At 70.6% G+C, this 15,883-nt stretch carries 12 protein-coding genes and 2 tRNA genes; 4 read left to right on the top strand and 10 right to left on the bottom strand.

Annotated features, from left to right (window positions below; genetic code table 11):
* Positions 1-7: 7 nt before the first annotated feature.
* From A949_RS0121685 to A949_RS0121675, 3 genes are all read right to left on the bottom strand, one after another.
* A complete protein-coding gene (locus A949_RS0121685) occupies positions 8-370 on the bottom strand; it encodes a DUF4233 domain-containing protein (protein WP_019358133.1) in 363 nt (120 codons plus the stop codon).
* Positions 371-1,930, bottom strand: a complete 1,560-nt coding sequence (gene folC / locus A949_RS0121680) for a bifunctional tetrahydrofolate synthase/dihydrofolate synthase (RefSeq protein WP_019358132.1) — start codon at positions 1,928-1,930, stop codon at positions 371-373.
* A gap of 277 nt (positions 1,931-2,207) precedes the next feature.
* On the bottom strand, positions 2,208-4,841 hold the full coding sequence (locus A949_RS0121675; RefSeq protein ID WP_019358131.1) for a valine--tRNA ligase: 2,634 nt from the start codon (positions 4,839-4,841) through the stop codon (positions 2,208-2,210).
* A 132-nt stretch (positions 4,842-4,973) separates the two neighbouring features.
* Between A949_RS0121675 and A949_RS0121670 the strand changes: the two genes are divergently transcribed.
* Both A949_RS0121670 and A949_RS0121665 read left to right on the top strand, forming a co-directional pair.
* Positions 4,974-6,044, top strand: a complete 1,071-nt coding sequence (locus tag A949_RS0121670) for a hypothetical protein (protein ID WP_019358130.1) — start codon at positions 4,974-4,976, stop codon at positions 6,042-6,044.
* 226 nt (positions 6,045-6,270) lie between these two features.
* Positions 6,271-7,170 carry a hypothetical protein gene (locus A949_RS0121665; protein ID WP_019358129.1) on the top strand — a complete coding sequence of 300 codons (900 nt, stop codon included), beginning with the start codon at positions 6,271-6,273 and terminating at the stop codon, positions 7,168-7,170.
* Positions 7,171-7,403: 233 nt separating this feature from the next.
* On the opposite strand, the gene clpX is transcribed toward A949_RS0121665, so the two are convergent.
* From clpX to A949_RS0121640, 5 genes are all read right to left on the bottom strand, one after another.
* Complete coding sequence (gene clpX, locus A949_RS0121660; RefSeq protein ID WP_019358128.1) at positions 7,404-8,687, bottom strand: ATP-dependent Clp protease ATP-binding subunit ClpX; 1,284 nt, start codon at positions 8,685-8,687, stop codon at positions 7,404-7,406.
* Between the two features lie 159 nt (positions 8,688-8,846).
* A complete protein-coding gene (locus tag A949_RS0121655) occupies positions 8,847-9,506 on the bottom strand; it encodes an ATP-dependent Clp protease proteolytic subunit (RefSeq protein WP_019358127.1) in 660 nt (219 codons plus the stop codon).
* A gap of 70 nt (positions 9,507-9,576) precedes the next feature.
* The gene (locus A949_RS0121650) at positions 9,577-10,182 is read right to left on the bottom strand and encodes an ATP-dependent Clp protease proteolytic subunit (protein ID WP_019358126.1); all 606 of its coding nucleotides are present in this window, start codon (positions 10,180-10,182) and stop codon (positions 9,577-9,579) included.
* 249 nt (positions 10,183-10,431) lie between these two features.
* On the bottom strand, positions 10,432-11,829 hold the full coding sequence (gene tig / locus A949_RS0121645) for a trigger factor (protein ID WP_019358125.1): 1,398 nt from the start codon (positions 11,827-11,829) through the stop codon (positions 10,432-10,434).
* 102 nt (positions 11,830-11,931) lie between these two features.
* Positions 11,932-12,008, bottom strand: a tRNA-Pro gene (locus tag A949_RS0121640).
* A 70-nt stretch (positions 12,009-12,078) separates the two neighbouring features.
* Here A949_RS0121640 and A949_RS0121635 point away from each other — a divergent pair.
* Positions 12,079-12,149 (top strand) — tRNA-Gly (locus A949_RS0121635).
* 319 nt (positions 12,150-12,468) lie between these two features.
* Here the strand turns inward: A949_RS0121635 and A949_RS0121630 are convergent.
* Positions 12,469-12,663 carry a hypothetical protein gene (locus A949_RS0121630; protein ID WP_019358124.1) on the bottom strand — a complete coding sequence of 65 codons (195 nt, stop codon included), beginning with the start codon at positions 12,661-12,663 and terminating at the stop codon, positions 12,469-12,471.
* Positions 12,664-13,271: 608 nt separating this feature from the next.
* Between A949_RS0121630 and A949_RS0121625 the strand changes: the two genes are divergently transcribed.
* The gene (locus A949_RS0121625; protein ID WP_019358123.1) at positions 13,272-14,471 is read left to right on the top strand and encodes an acyltransferase family protein; all 1,200 of its coding nucleotides are present in this window, start codon (positions 13,272-13,274) and stop codon (positions 14,469-14,471) included.
* A 159-nt stretch (positions 14,472-14,630) separates the two neighbouring features.
* On the opposite strand, the gene A949_RS0121620 is transcribed toward A949_RS0121625, so the two are convergent.
* The gene (locus A949_RS0121620; RefSeq protein WP_026004900.1) at positions 14,631-15,791 is read right to left on the bottom strand and encodes a PP2C family protein-serine/threonine phosphatase; all 1,161 of its coding nucleotides are present in this window, start codon (positions 15,789-15,791) and stop codon (positions 14,631-14,633) included.
* Between the last annotated feature and the right edge of the window lie 92 nt (positions 15,792-15,883).

The raw sequence follows: 15,883 nt of genomic DNA, 5'->3' as shown, positions 1-15,883 counted from the left end.
CCGCGCCTCAGCCGGCGGGCTCGGTACCGTCCGTCGCCGCGGCCGCGGCCGCGAAGCGCGCCTTCGCCTCGTCGACCTTCCGGCCGAAGTGCACCGAAGCCCACCAGAGTCCGGCGAAACAGGCACCCAGGAAGAACATCGTGGGGACCACGAACCCGCTGGCCACCAGGGCGACCTGGAGCACCCAGCCGAGGTGGACGCCACCCGGACGGGTGAGGACGCCGCACAGCAGCAGGCACAGCACCATGGCGATCCCGCTGACCGTCCAGACGGTGGCCGCCGAAAGGTCACTCGTCTGCATCGCGACCAATCCGGCGAAACCGATGACGAAGAACTCGCCGATCAGCGTGGAGGCGCACAGCGTTCGCATTCAGCGCCCCCCGCCGAGCAGCAGCCGGGCCTCGCCGACCGTGATGACCGAGCCGGTGACCAGCACCCCGGCCCCGGCGTACTCGCCCTCCTCCTCGGCGAGGGTGACCGCCTCCTCCAGCGCCGCGTCCAGCCGCGGCTCCACCTGGACCCGCTCGTCGCCGAAGACCTCCACGGCGAGCGCGGCGAGTTCGTCCACGTCCATCGAGCGGTGGCTGGAGTTCCGGGTGACGACGATCTCCGCGAAGATCGGTTCGAACGCCTCCAGCAGTCCGCGCACGTCCTTGTCGGCGCTGGGGGCCACGACGCCGACGAGCCGGCTGAAGTCGAACGCCTCGCTGACGGCCTCGGCCGTGGCCAGGGCGCCGCCCGGATTGTGCGCCGCGTCCAGCAGCACCGGGGGGCTGTTGCGCACCAGCTCCAGCCGGCCGGGCGAGGAGACCGCGGCGAACGCCTCGCGGACCACATCGATGTCGAGGGTGCGGGCCTGCTGCTGGCCGATGCCGAAGAACGCCTCCACGGCGGCCAGCGCCACGCACGCGTTGTGCGCCATGTGCGCGCCGTGCAGCGGGAGGAAGATGTCCGGGTACTCCCCGCCCAGGCCGCGCAGCGTGAGCTGCTGGCCGCCGACGGCGAGCTGCCGGGAGACCACGCCGAACTCCATGCCCTCGCGGGCGACGGTGGCGTCCACCTCCACGGCCTTCTTCAGCACGACGGAGGCCGCCTCCACCGGCTGCTGGGCGAGCACCACGGTGGCGTCCGGCTTGACGATCCCGGACTTCTCCTGCGCTATCCGCTCGGGCGTGTCGCCGAGCCGGTCGGTGTGGTCGAGGGAGATGGGGGTGATGACGGCGACACCCGCGTCGATGACGTTGGTCGCGTCCCAGGTGCCGCCCATGCCGACCTCGACGACGGCCACGTCGACCGGCGCGTCGGCGAACGCGGCGTAGGCCATCGCGGTGAGGACCTCGAAGAAGGAGAGCCGGTAGTCCTGCTGCGCGTCCACCATCTCGACGTACGGCTTGACGTCCTCGTACGTCTCGATGAAGCGCTCGGCCGAGAGCGGCGCGCCGTCGACGCTGATGCGCTCGGTGACCGACTGCACGTGCGGGGAGCTGTAGCGCCCCGTCCGCAGCTCGAAGGTGCCCAGCAGGGCCTCGATCATGCGCGCCGTGGTGGTCTTGCCGTTGGTGCCGGTGATGTGGATGGAGGGGTAGGAGCGCTGCGGCTCGCCCAGCACGTCGACCAGCGCGGCGATGCGCTGCACCGAGGGGTCCAGCTTGGTCTCGCCCCAGCGGGTGGCCAGCTCCTCCTCCACCGCCCGCAGGGCCCGGTCCACCTCGGGGTCCTCGGGCCGGGCGGGCACCGGCTCCGACTGCGGGGGACCGGCCTGGGCCCGCAGGGTGCGGCTGCCCGCCTCGATCACCGCCAGATCGGGATCGCGGTCGGTCTCTTCCCCGACGATCTCCTCGAAGGAGGAGGGCCGCGGCTCGTGCGGCTCGGACTCGTGGGGCTCGGGTTCGTGCGGCCGGGGCTCGTCGGGCTGGGGCTCGTCGCTCACGCGACCAGTCTACGTAAGGGTCCGGCGGCGGACGGGGGTGCGTTCGGACAGACCGGACGACCGCCCCCCGCCAGGTGGCGCAATGTGCCATACGGGCATATTGCGCCGCCGCCGGGCCCGACGCCCTGGCCCTGCCCGCCCTCGGCCGGAGCGGCCCGGCCGGACGGTGCGGGAACGAAGGCGGCACGGACGCTCCGACGCACGCACGGCGGTGTGGGACCGGCCCGGGGCCGGTCCCACACCGCCGGTCACGCGGACGTGCCTGCCGTGCGGCCGGTCAGCCGAGCCGGTCCAGCTGCTGCCGCAGCCGGTCGATGTCGGCCTCGGCGGCGGCCCTGCGGCCCCGGATCTTCTCCACCACCTGGTCCGGCGCCTTGGCCAGGAACGCCTCGTTGCCGAGTTTCGCGCCGGTCTGCGCCAGCTCCTTCTCGGCGGCTGCCAGGTCCTTGGCCAGCCGCTTGCGTTCGGCCGCCACATCGATCGCGCCGGAGAGGTCGAGGCTGACCGTCGCGCCCGCGACCGGCAGCGAGGCCGTGGCCTGGAACCCCTCCCCCGCGGGCTGGAGCCGCAGGAGCTGGCGGATGGCGTCCTCGTGGGCCACCAGCGGGGTGCCCTCCGCCGCCAGGTCGGCAGGCACCTTCTGGCCCGGTTGGAGGCCCTGGTCGGCGCGGAAGCGGCGGACCTCGGTCACCGCCTGCTGGACGGTGGCGATCTCCCGCTCCGCCTCCGCATCGCGGAACCCCGAGTCCTGCGGCCAGGGCGCGACGACCACGGACTCGCCGCCCGTCAGCGTCGTCCACAGGGTCTCGGTGACGAACGGGACGACGGGGTGCAGCAGCCGCAGGGTCACGTCCAGCACCTCGCCCAGCACCCGGCGCGAGACCTCGGCGGGCCTGCCGCCCTTGGCGAAGGTGGTCTTGGACAGCTCGACGTACCAGTCGAAGACCTCGTCCCAGGCGAAGTGCCGCAGCGCGTCGGAGAGCTTGGCGAACTGGTAGTCGTCGTAGTAGCCGTCGACCTCGGCCAGCACCTCGTTCAGCCGGGAGAGGATCCAGCGGTCGGTGGCCGCCAGCTCACCGGTCTGCGGCAGCGGCCCCTCGACGGTGGCCCCGTTCATCAGCGCGAAGCGGGTGGCGTTCCAGATCTTGTTGGCGAAGTTGCGGGACGCCTTGACCCAGTCCTCGCCGATCGGCACGTCCGTGCCGGGGTTGGCACCCGAGGCGAGGGTGAAGCGCAGCGCGTCGGAGCCGTAGGCGTCCATCCAGTCGAGCGGGTCGACGACGTTGCCGAAGGACTTCGACATCTTCTTGCCGTGCTCGTCGCGGACGAGGCCGGTCAGCGCGATGGTGTGGAAGGGCGGCTCCTCCATCACATACGTGCCGAACATCATCATCCGGGCCACCCAGAAGAAGATGATGTCGTACCCGGTCACCAGGACGTCGGTGGCGTAGAACGTCTCCAGGTCGGGCGTCCGGTCCGGCCAGCCGAGCGTGGAGAACGGCCACAGCCCGGAGGAGAACCAGGTGTCCAGCACGTCCGGGTCCTGGTGCCAGCCCTCGCCGGCGGGCGGCTCCTCGTCCGGGCCGACACAGACGACCTCGCCGTCGGGGCCGTACCAGACCGGGATGCGGTGCCCCCACCACAGCTGGCGCGAAATCGTCCAGTCGTGCATGTTGTCGACCCAGTCGAAGTACCGGGAGGACATGTCGGCCGGGTGGATCCGCACCCGGCCGTCGCGGACGGCGTCGCCGGCGGCCTGTGCGAGCGGGGCGACCTTGACCCACCACTGCATGGACAGCCGCGGCTCGATCGTCGTCTTGCAGCGGGAGCAGTGCCCGACGCTGTGCACGTAGGGGCGCTTCTCCTCCAGCACCCGGCCCTGCTCGCGCAGCGCGGCCACGATCGCCGAGCGCGCCTCGAAGCGGTCCAGGCCCTGGAAGGGGCCGTGCGCGGTGATGACACCGCGCTCGTCCAGCACCGTGAGCATCGGCAGCCCGTGCCGGCGGCCGATCTCGAAGTCGTTCGGGTCGTGCGCCGGGGTCACCTTGACCTGCCCGGTGCCGAACTCCGGGTCGACGTGGCTGTCCGCGACGACGGGGATGGTCCGGTCGGTCAGCGGCAGCTTGATCTGCTTGCCGATCAGGTGCTGGTAGCGCTCGTCGTCGGGGTGGACGGCGATCGCGGTGTCGCCGAGCATCGTCTCGGCTCGGGTGGTGGCGACGACGACGGTCTCCTCGCCCTCGCCGTACCGGAGCTGGACCAGCTCCCCGTCGTCCTCCTGGTACTCCACCTCGATGTCGGAGATGGCCGTCAGGCAGCGCGGGCACCAGTTGATGATCCGCTCGGCACGGTAGATCAGCCCGTCGTCGTACATCTTCTTGAAGACGGTCTGCACGGCGCGCGAGAGGCCCTCGTCCATGGTGAAGCGCTCGCGGGACCAGTCGACGCCGTCGCCGAGGCGCCGCATCTGGCCGAGGATCCGGCCGCCGTACTCCTCCTTCCACCGCCACACGCGCTCGACGAACGCCTCCCGGCCGAGGTCCTGGCGGGACTTGCCCTCCTCGCCGAGCTGCTGCTCGACCTTGTTCTGGGTGGCGATGCCCGCGTGGTCCATACCGGGCAGCCACAGCGCCTCGTAGCCCTGCATCCGCTTGCGGCGGGTGAGCGCGTCCATGAGGGTGTGCTGGAAGGCGTGTCCCAGGTGCAGGGACCCGGTGACGTTCGGGGGCGGGATGACGATCGTGTAGGGCGGCTTGCCGCTCTTGGCGTCGGCCTCGAAGTAGCCCCGCTCCACCCAGCGCTCGTACAGCTTCCCCTCCACCTCGGCCGGCGCGTACTGGGTCGGCAGATCTGCGGGGGCGGCGCTGTTCGGCCCGTCGGCTGGCGGGCTCTGCTGAGTGTTGTCGGTCACGACCGCCAGTGTACGGGCGTGCGGGCCCCGCTCTCGAACCGGTTCGCGGACCGGTGACGCACGCCCTGGCGGCATCCGTCACTATGTGCGGAGCGCATTCGACTACTTGTCCACGGAGGGGAAGCGCCGCTCATGAGCAACCAGCAACCCGGCCCCTACGGCCAACAGCCAGGGCAGCCCGGGCCGTACGACCAGCAGCCGGGTCCCTACGGGCAGCCGCCGCAGCAGGGCGGCCCCGGCCCGTACGGCGGCGCCCCCGGGCAGCCCGGTTACGGCTACCCGCAGCAGCCGCCGCCACAGCAGCCACCCGGACCGCCGCCACAGGGCTACGGCTTCCCGCAGCAGCAGGGCGCCCCGGGGCAGCCCGGCCAGGCCGCCCCCTACGGCCAGCCGGGGCCCTACGGGCAGCCCGACCCCTACGGCCAGCAGGCTCCCTACGGCCAGCCCGGGCCGCCGATGCCGCCGCAGGGCGGCGGCGGCAAGGGCAAGACGATCGGCATCGTGGTCGGCGCGCTGGTGCTGGTGGCGGCCGTCATAGGCGGCGTCGTCCTGTTCACCGGCACGGACGACGACGAGGGCGGCGGCGGCAAGGGCGGCGGCTCCGCGGTGGCCGACGACGGCAAGAAGTACAAGCTCGTCACCCCGGCGACGGTGGCCGGCGAGTTCGACAAGAAGCCCGGCTCGGAGAACAGCTCCTCGAGCGGGTTCAGCGACTCCGACAAGGACAAGTTCGAGCAGTTCGGCGTCAAGGACCCCAAGACGGTCTCCGCCAACTATGAGAGCGGCACCGGCATCGATGCGAAGAAGCTCAGCTTCGGCGGTGTCTACGGCAGCATCGAGAACCCGGAGGCCGTCGTCGACGCGGCGCTGCTGATGGTCGCCAAGGAGGCCAAGGAGGATCCCGGCACCAGCGGCGGCGGCAAGGCCGAACTGGACGGCGAGCCGCAGCAGGTCAAGCCCAGCGGCCTGGGCGACGACGCGGTGATGAAGTGCCAGAAGGTGAAGTACAGCGCACCGCCCGGAAGCTCCTCGGGGGTCGACAGCTTCACCATGCCGTTCTGCATGTGGGGCGACCACAGCACCATCGGCTTCGTGGTGACCGCCTCGGCGGCCGACGCGATCAGCGGCCAGGGCACCTCGGTCACCGAGGCCGGGGAGACGACCGCCAAGGTCCGCGAGGACGTCCGCGTGCCGATCACCTAGCACTCCGCGCAGCGGCGGGGAGCGAGCGGCGGCGCCCGGGAGAGGTTCCCGGACGCCGCCGCCGTGTGCCGGGGCCTTCCGTGACATGTCCGGATGATTCGCCGGCCGTTCTTCACGATTGCGTTCCCGGGCGGCCCCGATTCGGCGCCCGGTGCGGCGCTCTCGTCGTGCATCGGTCAAGATGTCGTAGCGCGTTCAAGCACATCCACGGAGGGGAAGCGCCGCCATGAGCCAGAACCAGCCGGGTCCCTACGGGCAGGGACCCTACGGGCAGCAGCCGCAGCAGCCGCCGCAGCCCGGCTACGGGTACCCGCAGCAGCCGCCGCAGCAGCAGCCCGGCTACGGCTACCCCCAGCAGGGCCAGCCCCAGCAGCAGCCCGGCTACGGCTACCCCCCGCAGGGCCAGCCCCAGGGCGGCGCTCCGTACGGGCAGCCCGGACAGCCGCAGGGCGGCGCTCCCTACGGGCAGCCCGGCCAGCCGGGGATGCCCGGACAGCCGCACCCGGGCATGCCGATGCCGCCGCAGGGTGGCGGGGGCAAGGGCAAGACCATCGGCATCGTGGTGGGCGCGCTGGTCGTCGTGGGCGCCATCATCGGCGGCCTGTTCATGTTCGGGGTGATCGGGGGCGGCGCCTACAAGCTCGACGCGCCGCAGTCCATAGGCGAGTACCAGCGCAAGGGCGAGCCCGACACCGGCAAGGGCGGCCAGGTCAAGGTCGGCACCAGCGGGGACAAGAAGCAGGACATCCCCGGGATGGACCCCGAGGGCCACATCAGTGCGCAGTACACCGCCGGTCAGAAGAGGCTGAACTTCAGCGGCGCCTACGGCACCCTGGACGACCCCGAGAAGGGCGTGGACTGGCTGCTGGGCCAGCTGGAGAAGACCACCGGCGGTTCGGCGAAGGCCGCGGGCGAGCCGAAGAAGGTGAGCCCCTCCGGGTTCGACGGCGACCTGATGAAGTGCCAGGAGTACAAGGTCATCAGCACCAGCATGACCGTGTGCGCCTGGGCGGACGACAGCACCATCGCCATCGTGACCGCCACCGACGGCAGCGGCCCCGCCTCCGCCGACGAGACCGCCGGACTGACCGCGAAGGTCTACGACGCGGCCCGGGTCGAGAAGTGAGCCGAGCATGACCGGACCGGCGCCGGCCCGGCGGAGTCGGCACGGGTCACGGCAGGCGTCACGGACCAGGTGACCGTGGCGCCGTAGTGAACCGGCCCGCCGGAGCGCCGGGCGACAGCCGGCGCTCCACCCACGCGAAGGCCCGCCCCGGTCCGGGGCGGGCCTTCGCGTGGTACGAGGAGAGGGGCGGACTGCCGACGCCGGTCCGCGAGGACCGCCGGGCCACGCTGCGGTCAGGCGCTCTTCTCGTGGCGCTGCTGGTCACCGTTGCCGCGGGCGCGCGGCACCAGGGTCGGATTCACATTGGAGTGCACGACCTCCTCGGTGATCACGACGCGCTCGACGTCCTTGCGCGAGGGCACCTCGTACATCACCGACTGGAGGACCTCCTCCATGATGGCGCGCAGTCCGCGGGCCCCGGTGCCGCGCAGGATGGCCTGGTCGGCGATCGCCTCCAGGGCCGGACGGTCGAAGTCCAGCTCGACACCGTCGAGTTCGAAGAGCCGCTGGTACTGCTTGACGAGCGCGTTCCGGGGCTCCATGAGGATCTGCAGCAGGGCCTCGCGGTCGAGGTTGTGCACGGAGGTGATGACCGGCAGCCGGCCGATGAACTCCGGGATCATCCCGAACTTCACCAGGTCCTCCGGCATGACCTCCTCGAACTGGTTGGTCGCCTCGATCTCCCGCTTGGAACGGATGTCGGCACCGAAGCCGATGCCCTTGGCACCCGCCCGGGACTCGATGATCTTCTCCAGGCCGGCGAAGGCACCGCCCACGATGAACAGCACGTTCGTCGTGTCGATCTGGATGAACTCCTGGTGCGGGTGCTTGCGGCCGCCCTGCGGCGGCACCGAGGCCGTGGTGCCCTCCAGGATCTTCAGCAGCGCCTGCTGCACGCCCTCGCCCGAGACATCCCGGGTGATCGAGGGGTTCTCGCTCTTGCGGGCCACCTTGTCGATCTCGTCGATGTAGATGATCCCGGTCTCGGCCTTCTTGACGTCGTAGTCGGCCGCCTGAATGAGCTTCAGCAGGATGTTCTCGACGTCCTCGCCGACGTAGCCCGCCTCGGTGAGCGCCGTCGCGTCGGCGATCGCGAAGGGGACGTTCAGCATCCGCGCGAGCGTCTGGGCCAGCAGCGTCTTGCCGGAACCGGTGGGGCCCAGCAGCAGGATGTTGGACTTCGACAGCTCGATGCCGTCGTCCCTGCCCTGGCCGTTCTCGCCCGCCTGCACCCGCTTGTAGTGGTTGTAGACGGCCACCGAGAGCGCCTTCTTCGCGGCCTCCTGACCGACGACGTAGCCCTCCAGGAACTCGTAGATCTCCCGGGGCTTGGGCAGCTCGTCCCACCGGACTTCGGAGGACTCGGCGAGTTCCTCCTCAATGATCTCGTTGCAGAGATCGATGCACTCGTCGCAGATGTACACACCTGGACCCGCGATGAGCTTCTTCACCTGCTTCTGGCTCTTGCCGCAGAACGAGCACTTGAGCAGATCGCCGCCATCACCGATGCGTGCCACGAGGAGCTTCCCCTTCGCCTGGGATCCGTCAGGGATACGGACCGAGGTACGTGCTCTTCGACGGTACCTTGCCGGACCGCCGGAATGGGCCCCCCTTGGAGCGACCGGACCGACACATCCGGTGCCGCTCCAAGGGGGCAGGGCCGTGCGCGCGGACCCTCAGACCCCCACCGAGGTCTTCCGGGTGGAGACGATCTGGTCGATCAGGCCGTACTCCAGGCACTCCTCGGCGGTGAGGATCTTGTCGCGCTCGATGTCCTGGGAGATGATCTCGCGCTCCTTGGTGGAGTGCTTGGTCAGCATGTCCTCCAGCTGCTCGCGCATCCGCTGGATCTCGTTGGCCGCGATCTCCAGGTCCGAGACCTGACCGCGGCCCGTCTCGCTGTAGGGCTGGTGGATCAGGATACGGGCGTTGGGCAGCGCCATCCGCTTGCCGGGGGTGCCGGCGGCCAGCAGCACGGCGGCAGCCGAGGCGGCCTGCCCCATGCAGACCGTCTGGATGTCCGGCTTGACGAACTGCATCGTGTCGTAGATGGCGGTCAGCGCGGTGAAGGAACCGCCCGGCGAGTTGATGTAGACCGAGATGTCGCGGTCGGGGTCCATCGACTCCAGGCACAGGAGCTGCGCCATGACGTCGTTGGCCGAGGCGTCGTCGATCTGCACACCGAGGAAGATCACGCGCTCTTCGAAGAGCTTCGCGTAGGGGTCGTACTCCCGCACGCCCTGCGAGGTGCGCTCCACGAAGCGCGGCACGACGTAGCGGGACTCGGGCGCGATGCCGGTGAACTCGGCCCGGGCGTCCGTGGGAAATGAGGTCATCGGGAGGTTCTCCTGGAGATGAGCTGGTGGCTGCGGGAGGAGCGGGTGCCCTGCGGCGCTGTGGCGGGGCTCACGCGCCCGTGCCGCCACCGCCGGGAAGCTGCGCGGCACTGCCGTACACCTCGTCGATGAGGCCGTACTCGCGCGCCTCCTCGGCGGTGAACCAGCGGTCGCGGTCCGCGTCGCGGGTCCACTGCTCGACGGTCTGACCGCTGTGCGCGGCCGACAGCTCGGCCAGCCGCTTCTTGGTGCGCAGCAGCTGCTCGGCGTGGATCTTGATGTCGGTGGCCGAGCCCGCCAGGCCCGCGGAGGGCTGGTGGATGAGGATGTCGGCGTTGGGCAGCGCGAAGCGCTTGCCGGGGGTGCCCGCGGTCAGCAGGAACTGTCCCATGGAAGCGGCCAGGCCCATGGCGATGGTGACGACATCGTTCTTGATGTACTGCATGGTGTCGTAGATCGCCATGCCCGCCTGGACCGAACCACCCGGGCTGTTGATGTACAGGAAGATGTCCTTGTCCGGGTCGGCGGCAAGGAGCAGAAGCTGGGCGGTGATCTTGTTGGCGATATCGTCGTCCACCGGCTGGCCGAGGAAAATGATGCGCTCGTCGAGCAGCCGGTTGTAGACCTGATCGCCGAGGCCACCACCGAAGTTGGGCTCGCCGGCGGCGGAAGGCATCGGAAGCGTCACGTGTCCACCTGCTCGTGTCCGGACGGCCACGCGGAGCTGGCCGCCACTGGGGTCTTCGTCTACTGGGGACCCTAACGCGCCGGTCGTCGGCCGCCATCCCGGGCAGAGCGCATTTCGCTGTGAGCGCAGGTACCCCCGGGCGGGCGCGTCCGCCGTGGCCGACAGCCGAACGGGGGGGCGCCCGGGCGTGCACTCACGCGCCCCGGCGCCCCCCGTTCGCGGGTCAGGCGAGCCGGATCAGCTCTCGGCCTTGCCGGCCTCGTCCGCCGCCTCGGCGGCCGGGGCCTGCTCGGCCTCGGCACCTTCCGCGGCCTCCTCGGCGTCCTCGTCGCTCAGGTCGACGACCTCGCCGGCGGTGTCCTTGACGGTCACGGCCTCCACCACGGTGGCCAGCGCCTTGCCGCGGGCGACCTCACCGACGAGGACCGGCACCTGGCCGCCCTCGACGACGGCCTGCGCGAACTGGTCCGGGCTCATGCCGGAGGACTGGGCGCGGCGCATCAGGTGCTCGGTCAGCTCTTCCTGGCTGACGTTGAGCTTCTCCTTGCTGACCAGCTCGTCGAGGACGAACTGGGTGCGGATGCCCTTCTCCGCCTGCTCCTTGAGCTCGGCGTCGAACTCTTCCTCGCTCTTCTCCTGCATCTTCAGGTAGGACTCGAGGTCCAGGCCGAGCTGACCGAGCTGGTGGTTGACCAGGTTGTGCTTGCGGCTCTCGATCTCGTCCGCGAGCAGCTTCTCCGGAACCGGGACCTCGATGAGCTCCAGGAGGGCGTCGAGCACCTTCTCCTGGGCCTGGGTCGCCTGCTCCTGCTTCTTCTGGTCGGCCAGCCGCTTGCGGCTGTCCTCGCGCAGCTCCTCCAGCGTGTCGAACTCGCTGGCGAGCTGGGCGAACTCGTCGTCCAGCTCGGGCAGCTCCCGCGCGGAGACGGTCTGGACGGTGACGGCGACCTCGGCCTCGCGGCCCGCGCCGGAGCCGCCCTTCAGCTCGGAGCTGAAGGTGGCGGTGCCGCCCGCCTCCAGGCCGGTGACGGCCTCGTCGATCCCGTCCAGCAGCTCACCGGAGCCGATGGTGTAGTCGACGCCCTGCGCGACGCCGTCCTCCAGCACCTCGCCGTCGATCCGGGCCTCGAGGTCCACCTTGACGACGTCGCCCTCGGCGGCGGCCCGCTCGACCGCGGTGGTCGAGGCGAAACGCTCGCGGAGCTGCTCGACGGCCTCGTCGATGTCCGCGTCGGAGACCTCGGCCGCGTCGACCTCGACCTCGATGCCGGAGTAGTCCGGGATCTCGATCTCCGGGCGGACGTCCACCTCGGCGGTGAAGGCCAGCAGCTCGTTGTCCTTCAGCTCGGTGATGTCGACCTCGGGCTGGCCGAGCACGTTGAGCTCGCCCTCCTCGACGGCGGACTGGTAGAGCTTCGGAAGCGCGTCGTTGACGGCCTCCTCCAGGACGGCACCGCGGCCGAAACGCTGGTCGATCAGGCGCGCAGGGATCTTGCCCTTGCGGAACCCGGGCACGGTGACCTGCTGGTTGATCTTGCTGTACGCCGCGTCGAGGCTGTCCTTGAGCTCCTCGAAGGGCACCTCGACAGTGAGCCGAACCCGGGTCGGGTTCAAGGTCTCCACGGCGCTCTTCACGGTCGGTCTCCTTGGGGCTGGCATTGGGGGTTCTGCTGACTTCTTGGCTGCGCCCCGTATGCATGCAGACACGACACAGGCACGCGCGTCTTTCATAGTACGTGGTCGGGGTGGCCGGATTCGAACCGACGACCTTCCGCTCCCAAAGCGGACGCGCTACCAAGCTGCGCCACACCCCGTCGGTGCGACACGTAGAGTACATGTCGTAGGATGCGGTGCGTGCCGATCCGGTCCGCCGATCCGGCGCATGCGGGCGTAGCTCAATGGTAGAGCCCTGGTCTTCCAAACCAGCTACGCGGGTTCGATTCCCGTCGCCCGCTCAGGAGTGCGAAAGGCCCGACCCCCGAGGGGCCGGGCCTTTCGCCGTGTCGCCGCCTTGCCGTGCCGCCGCCCTGCCGTGCCGTGCCGCTGCCCTGCCGCCTTGCCGTCGCCCTGCCGCCGCGTCCCGCCCTGCGCTCGCGTCGCCTCGCACACCGCGGTGTCCGTACGGCGCGGGGGCGCCGGCGGTCGCGGGCGGGCGGTCGCGCTGCGTCGCGGCCCGACTGCGGTGCGGGCGTCCCCGGAGTGCCCGCCGGTCACCGGTCGTCGCGTGCGGCCCGCCTCCGGGCGCCGCCCGGGGAAGCCGCGCCGGCCGAACCGCTAGAAGCTGATCTGGTTGATCGTGTCGGCGACCGAGTTCAGGAACCGGTTGATGGACGGGGCCATGCCGCTGGAGGCGAGGAAGAAGCCGAAGAGCACGGCGACGATGGCCGGTCCCGGCTTGATGGACTTGCCCCGGATCATCACGACCAGGATGACCGCCAACAGCACGACAACGGACAGCGAGATGGCCACAACTGCTCACACCCTCATGGTCGGAATGCCTCACCCGGCCTCGGGGGCCGCCACTGTGGCCGTACCCCCGCGCACACAGCGCGCACCCATCGTGCCACCAACTCCCTTGCGCGAGGAGCCGACCGGAGCGCCGCCGGGCCCATCATCGGGTAAATACTGATCATCGACCAGGGGGACAGCACGGGACACTTGGGGCGTAGGTGACGGAGTCGTCGGACCGCCGGACGCTCGGAATTCCTGCCACCAATTCGACGTGATCACCACACGACGGCTTGACGAATGCCGGAAATGCGTCGCGTGGCACACGACACAGCGAGTGCACTTCGCGCAGAAAGATCGGCACGCGGTGCCGCAGTCCTCCGGCGGCCGGAATTCCCCGGGTGGATCTGCGAATTGTGTCCTCGCTCACAGTGCGCACCGAGAGTACCGTCCCCCTTGTCTCCGGCGTCACAGGGACCTCACACGCCCCGCTTAGACGGGACATCGTCCGGCAGATCGAACATTCACGTCACGCCCCGTCAGCTCCGCTCCGGAATCCGGGGAATAGTGCGCGGTACGGCGGGAAGGCGGCGCGGGGCGAGAATTTACGGCTCACATGGTGACCCGCTATGGTGCGGCAGATGTTGCACGCTGGTTATGAGCGGGCGCCGCTCCCCCCCGTCCGCCAGGAGTCCCCCTCCGAGACGCCACCCGCGTCCGCGGAGCAGGCTGCGAAGTCGCAGCCCGCGCAGGCGCAGAAGAAGCCAGCAGCCAAGCAGCGGGACCCGTTCTTCGACAACGCGAAGTACCTGACGATCGTCCTCGTCGGGGTCGGGCACGCCTGGGACCCGCTGCGCAGCGACAGCCGAACGGCCGAGGCGCTCTACTTCGTCCTCTACACGTTCCACATGCCGGCGTTCATCATCATCTCGGGCTACCTCTCCCGGAGCTTCGAGGGCAAGCCGAAGCAGGTCCAACGGCTGGTCACCGGGGTGGTCGTGCCCTACCTGGCGATCCAGTTCGGCTACACGTTCTTCATGCGCTGGGCCAACGACGACCCGGACCGTGAGTTCCACTTCCAGCAGCCGGGGTTCGCGCTGTGGTTCCTGTGCGCGCTGTTCCTCTGGCGGCTGACGACTCCGCTGTGGAAGAGCCTGCGCTGGCCGATGCCGGTGGCGCTGGCCATCGGGGCGGCGGCCAGCGTGACGCCGAGCATCGGCGGCGACCTGAACCTGATGCGGGTGGCGCAGTTCCTGCCGTTCTTCGTCCTCGGCCTCCAGCTGCGCCCCGAGCACTTCAAGCTGGTCAAGCGCAAGGAGGCACGCTACCTCGCGGTGCCGGTGACGCTGGGGGCGATGGTCTTCGCCTACTGGGCGGTCCCCCGGATGTCCAAGGCCTGGTTCCTGCACGACAAGGCGGCCGAGGACATGGGCGTCCCGTCCTGGGCGGGTGCGGTGATGTACCTGGCGCTCTTCGGCTGCGGCCTGGTGATGACGGCCTGCTTCCTCTCCTGGGTGCCGCGGCGGCTGATGTGGTTCACCGCGCTGGGCGCCGGCACGCTCTACGCCTACCTGCTGCACATCTTCTTCATCCAGAGCTCGCGGCAGTTCGACTGGTACGAGATGGCCTGGGTCGACCACCCGCTCAGCCGGGTCGTCATCACCGTGCTGGCCGCCGTGATGATGACGGTGCTGTGCACCCCGTGGGTGACCCGGCTGTTCAGGTTCATGATCGAGCCGAAGATGGACTGGTTCTTCAAGCGCGACCCCGGGGCCATGGCCCGCAAGCGGGAGTCGGGCACGGCGCCCGCCGCGCACCGCAAGAAGTAGCCCGCGTCCGGACACCTTTCCCGGCCCCCTCCCGCAACCACGCGAGGGGGCCCGCTGCTGGACGAGGAGCCCGCCCGAGCAGGTCGAACATGCGGACAGCGGGTGAGCGGGCGCCGTGCCGGTTGACCACGGCGGCCGCGGCGGTGCGCCGTGGAGCCGTCAGTCGCGGCAGATCAACAGCAGCGCCCGGTCGTCGTTGACGTCGCGCGCCACCGACTCGATCAGATGCCAGGCCGCGCCGTGGAAACTGGTGGCGACATAGCGGTCGGCCTCCCCGGTGAGCCGGTCCATGCCCTCGGTGAGATCGCGTTCCGCGGTCTCCACCAGCCCGTCGGTGAAGAGCATCAGCACGTCCCCGCGTCGCAGCGTCCCCTTGACCGGGTCGAACTCGGCACCGTCGTAGACGCCCAGCAGCGGCCCCTCGCCGGCCTTCTCCTCCCATTTGCCCGAACCGGCGTTGAGCTGCATCGCCGGTACGTGCCCCGCCGAGAGCAACTCGTAGTCGCCGCTGTCCAGGTCCAGGACCAGGTGGACGGAGGTGGCGAAGCCCTCCTCCCACGACTGGCGGAGCAGATAGCCGTTGGCCGCGGGCAGGAAGGCATGCGGCGGGAGCGAGCCCAGCAGCCCGCCGAAGGCGCCGGAGAGCAGCAGGGCGCGGGAGGCGGCGTCCATGCCCTTGCCCGAGACGTCGGTGAGGACCAGCTCCAGGGTCCGGCGCCCCGGGCCGGTGCGCGCGGCGACGACGAAGTCCCCGGAGAAGGACTGCCCGCCCGCCGGGCGCAGGGCCATCTCGTGGTGCCAGCCGGCCGGCAGCTTGGGCAACTTGCTCTGCACCCGGATGCGTTCGCGCAGGTCGAAGAGCATGGTGCCGCCGCGCCGCCAGGGCACGCCCACCCGGCTGCGGAACTGCGCGATGAGCAGCCCGGAGAGTCCGGCCGCGGCCACCACCAGGATGGTGCCCGGCGTCACGCGCCCGCCGTCGGCCGACTCCCAGGGCGGCAGCAGCAGCGACTCGACCATGAGCGCGACCGCCGCGGCGGCGTACAGCGCCAGCAGGCTGGCGGGCCGCAGCAGCAGGCCGCCCGCGATGAGCGGGAGCACCAGCGCCTCGGGGGCGCACCACAGCGGGGTGAGGACGGTGGCGCAGGCCAGGGCCGGGACGGTGAGCAGCAGGCCGACCAGGGCGACCCAGTCGGAGGCGCCGCCGCGGAAGTAGTCGACGGCGGACCTGCGCAGGGTGGTGCGGGCCCGGTGCCAGGTCTTCTGCGCCTGGTGCAACCGGGCCGTGGCTGCTGAGAGTCCCACGCGGCGGTCCGCCATGCTCACGGAGCCTAGCCACCCCGTCGGCGAGCCGTCGATTCCCGGCAGCGGCCGGGAGGTGTGCGCGGGGTCCGCGCGCCCACGGGTCGGCG

Origin of the sequence: Streptomyces sp. AA1529 (assembly GCF_000280905.1) — a bacterium.
Classification (GTDB): Bacteria; Actinomycetota; Actinomycetes; order Streptomycetales; family Streptomycetaceae; genus Streptomyces.
The sequence above is the reverse complement of the archived record's forward strand: the minus strand, read 5'-3'. Positions and strand labels throughout refer to the sequence as shown.

What these genes read in the sequence shown, in the direction of transcription:
- A949_RS0121670 (WP_019358130.1), top strand. Translation starts at nt 4,974, where the DNA reads ATGAGCAACCAGCAACCCGGCCCCTACGGCCAACAGCCAGGGCAGCCC.
- A949_RS0121620 (WP_026004900.1), bottom strand. Translation starts at nt 15,791, where the DNA reads ATGGCGGACCGCCGCGTGGGACTCTCAGCAGCCACGGCCCGGTTGCAC.
- A949_RS0121665 (WP_019358129.1), top strand. Translation starts at nt 6,271, where the DNA reads ATGAGCCAGAACCAGCCGGGTCCCTACGGGCAGGGACCCTACGGGCAG.
- A949_RS0121655 (WP_019358127.1), bottom strand. Translation starts at nt 9,506, where the DNA reads ATGACCTCATTTCCCACGGACGCCCGGGCCGAGTTCACCGGCATCGCG.
- A949_RS0121650 (WP_019358126.1), bottom strand. Translation starts at nt 10,182, where the DNA reads ATGCCTTCCGCCGCCGGCGAGCCCAACTTCGGTGGTGGCCTCGGCGAT.
- A949_RS0121685 (WP_019358133.1), bottom strand. Translation starts at nt 370, where the DNA reads ATGCGAACGCTGTGCGCCTCCACGCTGATCGGCGAGTTCTTCGTCATC.
- A949_RS0121625 (WP_019358123.1), top strand. Translation starts at nt 13,272, where the DNA reads ATGGTGCGGCAGATGTTGCACGCTGGTTATGAGCGGGCGCCGCTCCCC.